8 protein-coding genes and 1 pseudogene are annotated in these 5091 nt (G+C 64.5%); 6 read left to right on the top strand and 3 right to left on the bottom strand.

The window, feature by feature from the left end:
• A pseudogene (gene ispH / locus HP546_RS25660) lies at nt 1-279 on the top strand (4-hydroxy-3-methylbut-2-enyl diphosphate reductase); the annotation flags it as partial.
• Nucleotides 280-408: 129 nt separating this feature from the next.
• Here ispH and HP546_RS25655 read toward each other — a convergent pair.
• Nucleotides 409-897, bottom strand: coding sequence for a GspH/FimT family pseudopilin (locus tag HP546_RS25655; protein ID WP_172231263.1), 489 nt, complete (start codon nt 895-897; stop codon nt 409-411).
• Between the two features lie 109 nt (nt 898-1006).
• Here HP546_RS25655 and pilV point away from each other — a divergent pair, with 109 nt between their 5' ends.
• The 5 genes from pilV to thiO are packed head-to-tail and all read left to right on the top strand — an operon-like array spanning nt 1007 to nt 3840.
• The gene (pilV, locus tag HP546_RS25650) at nt 1007-1189 is read left to right on the top strand and encodes a type IV pilus modification protein PilV (protein WP_172231260.1); all 183 of its coding nucleotides are present in this window, start codon (nt 1007-1009) and stop codon (nt 1187-1189) included.
• On the top strand, nt 1186-1836 hold the full coding sequence (locus HP546_RS25645; protein WP_172231257.1) for a prepilin-type N-terminal cleavage/methylation domain-containing protein: 651 nt from the start codon (nt 1186-1188) through the stop codon (nt 1834-1836). Before pilV ends, HP546_RS25645 begins: the two co-directional genes overlap by 4 nt.
• A complete protein-coding gene (locus tag HP546_RS25640; RefSeq protein ID WP_172231254.1) occupies nt 1833-2297 on the top strand; it encodes a hypothetical protein in 465 nt (154 codons plus the stop codon). Before HP546_RS25645 ends, HP546_RS25640 begins: the two co-directional genes overlap by 4 nt.
• Nucleotide 2298: 1 nt before the next feature.
• Nucleotides 2299-2688 (top strand): type IV pilin protein, encoded by a 390-nt coding sequence (locus HP546_RS25635; protein WP_172231251.1) that lies wholly within the window; start codon nt 2299-2301, stop codon nt 2686-2688.
• Nucleotides 2689-2742: 54 nt separating this feature from the next.
• Nucleotides 2743-3840, top strand: coding sequence for a glycine oxidase ThiO (gene thiO / locus HP546_RS25630; protein WP_172231248.1), 1098 nt, complete (start codon nt 2743-2745; stop codon nt 3838-3840).
• 37 nt (nt 3841-3877) lie between these two features.
• Here the strand turns inward: thiO and HP546_RS25625 are convergent, their stop codons facing one another.
• Both HP546_RS25625 and HP546_RS25620 read right to left on the bottom strand, forming a co-directional pair.
• Nucleotides 3878-4108, bottom strand: coding sequence for a PP0621 family protein (locus tag HP546_RS25625; protein ID WP_172231245.1), 231 nt, complete (start codon nt 4106-4108; stop codon nt 3878-3880).
• 94 nt (nt 4109-4202) lie between these two features.
• Nucleotides 4203-5091 (bottom strand): outer membrane protein assembly factor BamD (locus HP546_RS25620; RefSeq protein WP_172231242.1); only part of this gene is annotated, 889 nt, incomplete at its 5' end.

Here is a 5091-nt window from a genome sequence, read left to right as displayed (position 1 = left end):
CCCAACAGCTCCAACTCCAACCGCCTGCGCGAGCTGGCCGAGCGCATGGGCACCCCGGCCTACCTGATCGACGGTGCCGAGGACCTGCAACGTGGCTGGTTCGACCAGAAGCTGCGCATCGGCATCACCGCCGGCGCCTCGGCCCCCGAAGTACTGGTGCGTGGTGTGATCGAGCAGCTCAGGGCCTGGGGCGCCACCGGCGCCGAGGAACTGGACGGGCGTGAAGAGAACATCACCTTCTCGATGCCCAAAGAGCTGCGGGTTCGCTCGCTGATCTAATGTAAGCCTGTATTGGCCTCATCGCCGGCAAGCCAGCTCCCACAGGAATAACACTGCCTTCAAGGCTTGTGTTGTACCTGTGGGAGCTGGCTTGCCGGCGATAGGGCCAGCAAAGTCGACTCAAGGCTATCAGGCTGCACACCGAGTATTGTTGCGATCCTCTGCAAGCACGTTGACTCGTCCCGTCGATGCCATTACCACTTGATAACGGCTGTTGGCAGATGAGCGTTCGCACACTTCCAGCGTCACCCCCAGCCAGCTGTTGCTCGGCGTCATTGGCAACCCCTGCGCACTGAACTTGAATTGCTCACCGCGATTGCTGGTGATTTTCAGGGGCCGCGCCAGCCGCTGTTCGCGCACCATCTGCTGGTTATGCTCCAGCACTACCCGCCAGCCATTCCCCCAATTACCGTCCAGCGCCTGCACCAGCACAGGCTGGCTTTGCAGCAGCGCATGGCTGCGTGCACTGCGCAGCGTCTGTGCCAGGTCACGGGCGGCGGCTGCCCTGTGCAGGTCGTCGCTCAACCTGGCGTAGGCCGGCATACCCAGCTGTGTCAGCAGGATGGCCAGCGCCAACGCCGTCATCATTTGCATCAGTGTTACGCCACGTTGCTTCACCGTGCATTCCCCTGTGGAAGTGCTTCGCTATAGCTTCACGATCGTTGGGCAGGTGGTCTAGTCGCTCAGGTTCAAGTTGATTGCAGGAAAAATCCGAGGAGGTGCAGGGATGCACGTAAGGCAACGGGGCATGACGCTACTGGAGGTGCTGTTGGCGGTGGTGGTTTTGGCAGTGGGGCTGTTCGCGGCGGCGGCTCTCCAGCTTCAGGCATTGCAAGCCACCGACACTGCGCGCCGCGACGGGCAGGCGGCGATGGCGGCGTACAGCGAGCATGAGCGGCGGCTGCCGTGAGGCGCGCAGAGGGTGGTTTCGGCTTGCTTGAACTGCTGCTGGCGCTGGCCATCGGGTTGACGCTGCTGACCGCCGCGAGCCAGCTGTTTGCCTCCGCTCACCAGGCCTGGCGCTTGCAAGGTACGGCAGTGCGGATGCAGCAGGATGCCCGGCTGGCGCTATTGCGCATGGCGCAGGATATCCGCATGGCGGGGATGTTCGGCTGCCTGCGGCTGAAACCAGGCGACTTTCCGGACCCGGCGAATTATCAGGTCTTCGCCCGGCCACTGGAGGTCGGCCCGTCAAGCCTGAGCCTGGTGGTTGCCGAGCTGCCGGGCCACGCTGGCGATCCGGACTGGACCTTGCTGACCAACTGTACCAACGAGGCGAAGGTGTACCAGGGGCGCGCGCAAGGCAGCGACAGGCTTCTGGCGGTCCCGGTCAGCCGGTACCGTTATCATCTCGAGGGCAAGACCCTGTACTTCACGCGCCGCCGTGATCGCCCCCAGCCCCTGATCGACCATGTGCGCGCGCTGCAAGTGACGCATGTACGGCTGCCGGGCAGGGCACGGATCGATCTTCAATTGACGCTGTACGAGCCGGCTTTGCACCTGGAGCAACACCACGAGCTCAGTGTGGCGATTCGCAATCCGGTATCGACGCCATGAACCGGCAGCGTGGCGTGGTCTTGTTGCTGGCTTTGGTGCTGAGCATGTTGCTGGGTCTGCTTGCCGCATCAGCCCTGCGCGACGCAGTTACGGCCACGCGGATGACCGGTTACCTGAGCGACAGCCTGCTGGCGCTGGAGCAGGCCGAGCAGGCCCTGCAAGCTGGGCATGGCGAACTCCAACGGGCACCCCCTGACTCTTGCAAGGCGTGCCTGCCGCCGACTCGACCGCACGATCTGGGCGGGCAATGGCAGCGTGCGCCAACCGGCTTTTTCCAGCTGCAGAACCTGGGTACCAGCAACGGTGCTGCACACATGCCCCCAGGGCAGCAGGTCACCTTGTTCCGGGTAACGGCCGTGAGCCTCGACACTCAGCCAAGGCATGTGCTGGAGGCTGTCTATGCCGTGGTCGGCGACCAGACCCAGCGCATTACCTGGCGACAAAGAGCGAGAGGAGACTGACATGCAGCAAGGCTTGAGCCTGATCGAGTTGTTGATTGTGCTGGCCGTCACCGGCATTCTGGCAGCCATTGCCTACCCCAGTTACAGCGACCAGCTTCGGCGAGCCGCGCGCAGCGAAGTGGTTGGCCTGTTGCACGATGCCGCGCTGCGCCTGGAGCGCCACCGCGTGCGCACCGGCCAATACGCCGAGGGCAACCCGGCGTTGCCCGACGGTAACCGCCACTACAGCCTGCAGGCCCGGCGCGACAGCGATACCTTCACGCTGCACGCCCGGCGGCTGCCGCATGGGCTGATGGCGCAGGATCGCTGTGGTGATTTCCAGCTCGACCAGGCCGGCGTGCAGCGCAACCCGGGTGCCGTCGAGGCCAGCGAGCGCTGCTGGGGAAGCTGAAAGTTGAATGGTGCCCGGTGCATCGCGGTTTTACTTCAGGTGTTGGATCGACAGATGAGCAAGCAAGTAGTGGTGGTCGGCGGCGGGGTGATCGGTCTGCTGACGGCATTCAACCTGGCGGCGAAGGTCGGCCAGGTGGTGGTGTGTGATCAGGGCGAGGTCGGTCGCGAGTCGTCCTGGGCCGGCGGTGGCATCGTCTCGCCGCTGTACCCGTGGCGCTACAGCCCGGCGGTGACCGCCCTGGCGCACTGGTCGCAGGACTTTTATCCACAGCTGGGCGAACGTTTGTTCGCCAGCACCGGCCTCGACCCTGAAGTGCACACTACCGGCCTGTACTGGCTGGACCTGGACGACGAGGCCGAAGCCCTGGCCTGGGCCGAGCGCGAGCAGCGGCCGCTGAGTGCCGTGGATATCTCGGCAGCTTATGACGCGGTGCCGGTATTGGGGCCGGGGTTCAAGCGGGCCATCTACATGGCTGGCGTGGCCAATGTGCGCAACCCTCGCCTGGTGAAGTCGCTGAAGGCGGCGCTGCTGGCATTGCCGAACGTGACCTTGCGCGAACACTGCCAGGTCACCGGTTTCGTTCATCAAGATGGTCGGGTGACCGGGGTGCAGACTGCCGATGGCGTGCTGGTGGCGGATGAGGTAGTGCTCAGTGCCGGCGCCTGGAGTGGTGACCTGCTGCGCACGCTTGGCCTTGAGCTGCCAGTGGAGCCGGTGAAGGGCCAGATGATCCTGTTCAAGTGTGCCGAAGACTTCCTGCCGAGCATGGTCCTGGCCAAGGGGCGCTACGCCATCCCGCGCCGTGACGGGCACATTCTGGTGGGCAGCACGCTGGAGCATGCCGGGTATGACAAGACCCCGACCGACGATGCCCTGGATAGCCTGAAGGCATCTGCAGCCGAGTTGCTGCCTGGGCTAGAAGGGGCCACGGTGGTGGCGCACTGGGCCGGGCTGCGGCCTGGGTCGCCGGAGGGGATTCCTTACATCGGGCCGGTGCCTGGGCATGCGGGGCTGTGGTTGAACTGCGGGCATTATCGCAACGGGCTGGTGCTGGCGCCGGCATCGTGCCAATTGTTTACCGACCTGCTGACAGGGGCCGAGCCGATCATCGACCCGGCGCCGTATGCGCCGGCGGGTCGGTTGGGCTGAGGGCCTGTAGACAACTCAGCCGTTTATCAGTGCCGACTCAGCCCTGCTTGCCAGGGCCTTGCTGCAGGTGCGCCGGGCTGCAGTACCACTCACCGCCGCGCTGAAGCGCGCGGTCATTGGGCAGGTGCACGCCGCAATGGGCACAGCGCACCATCTGCAGCGGCGCGTCGAGCTTCGCTTCGGGGCGCGACTGCTGGCTGACTTTGAACTTGCGCCACAGCCAGAACGCGGCGGCGATCAGGGCGATCCAGAAAAGTAGGCGAACCATGGTGTCCAGCTTGTCGATTGAAGAAGCCGACAGTCTAGGACGCGGACAATAAAAAAGGGAGGCCCAAGGCCTCCCTTTCATGTACCGCAGTGCGTCAGTCGAACAGACCAAAGGTCATGTAGCTGAACCACGAGCGGTCTTTCTCGGCTTCTTTCGGGCCTTCCGGCACGATCGGGTTGCCATCTTCGTCTTTGGGCAGCAGTTCTTGCGGCATCTCGTCGCGGGCATCCTGGAACTGCTTGACCACGTCCTGGTTGGCGCGGGTTTCGCCCGGCGGCAGCGGGGCGTCGGTCTCGATCAGGCCCAGGGTGGCCTTGGACAACCAGCCACGGCCGTCAGACTCGGTCTGCTTGGGCTGGAACTCGCCATCGGCCAGGCTCGGGTGGTCCGGGTAGTTCAGCTTGAGGGTTTCCAGGCTGGTGGCGGCCAGTTCGTCCAGGTGCATCTTCTGGTACGACTCGACCATCACCGCCAGGCCGTCGCCGACCGATGGGGTTTCCTGGAAGTTCTCTACCACGTAGCGGCCACGGTTGGCGGCTGCCACGTAAGCCTGGCGGCTCAGGTAGTAGTCGGCCACGTGAATTTCGTAGGAAGCCAGCAGGTTGCGCAGGTAGATCATGCGCTGCTTGGCGTCTGGCGCGTAGCGGCTGTTGGGGAAGCGGCTGGTCAGCTGGGCGAACTCGTTGTACGAGTCACGCGCGGCACCCGGGTCACGCTTGGTCATGTCCAGCGGCAGGAAGCGCGCCAGCAGGCCGCGGTCCTGGTCGAACGAGGTCAGGCCCTTGAGGTAGTAGGCGTAGTCGACGTTCGGGTGCTGAGGGTGCAGGCGGATGAAGCGCTCGGCGGCCGACTTGGCAGCCTCGGGCTCGGAGTTCTTGTAGTTGGCGTAGATCAGCTCGAGCTGCGCCTGGTCGGCATAGCGGCCGAACGGGTAGCGCGACTCCAGGGCCTTGAGCTTGTTCACGGCGCTGGTGTAGCTGGAG

The organism is Pseudomonas sp. CM25, from assembly GCF_013179705.1.
GTDB lineage: Bacteria > Pseudomonadota > Gammaproteobacteria > Pseudomonadales > Pseudomonadaceae > Aquipseudomonas.
The sequence above is the reverse complement of the archived record's forward strand: the minus strand, read 5'-3'. Positions and strand labels throughout refer to the sequence as shown.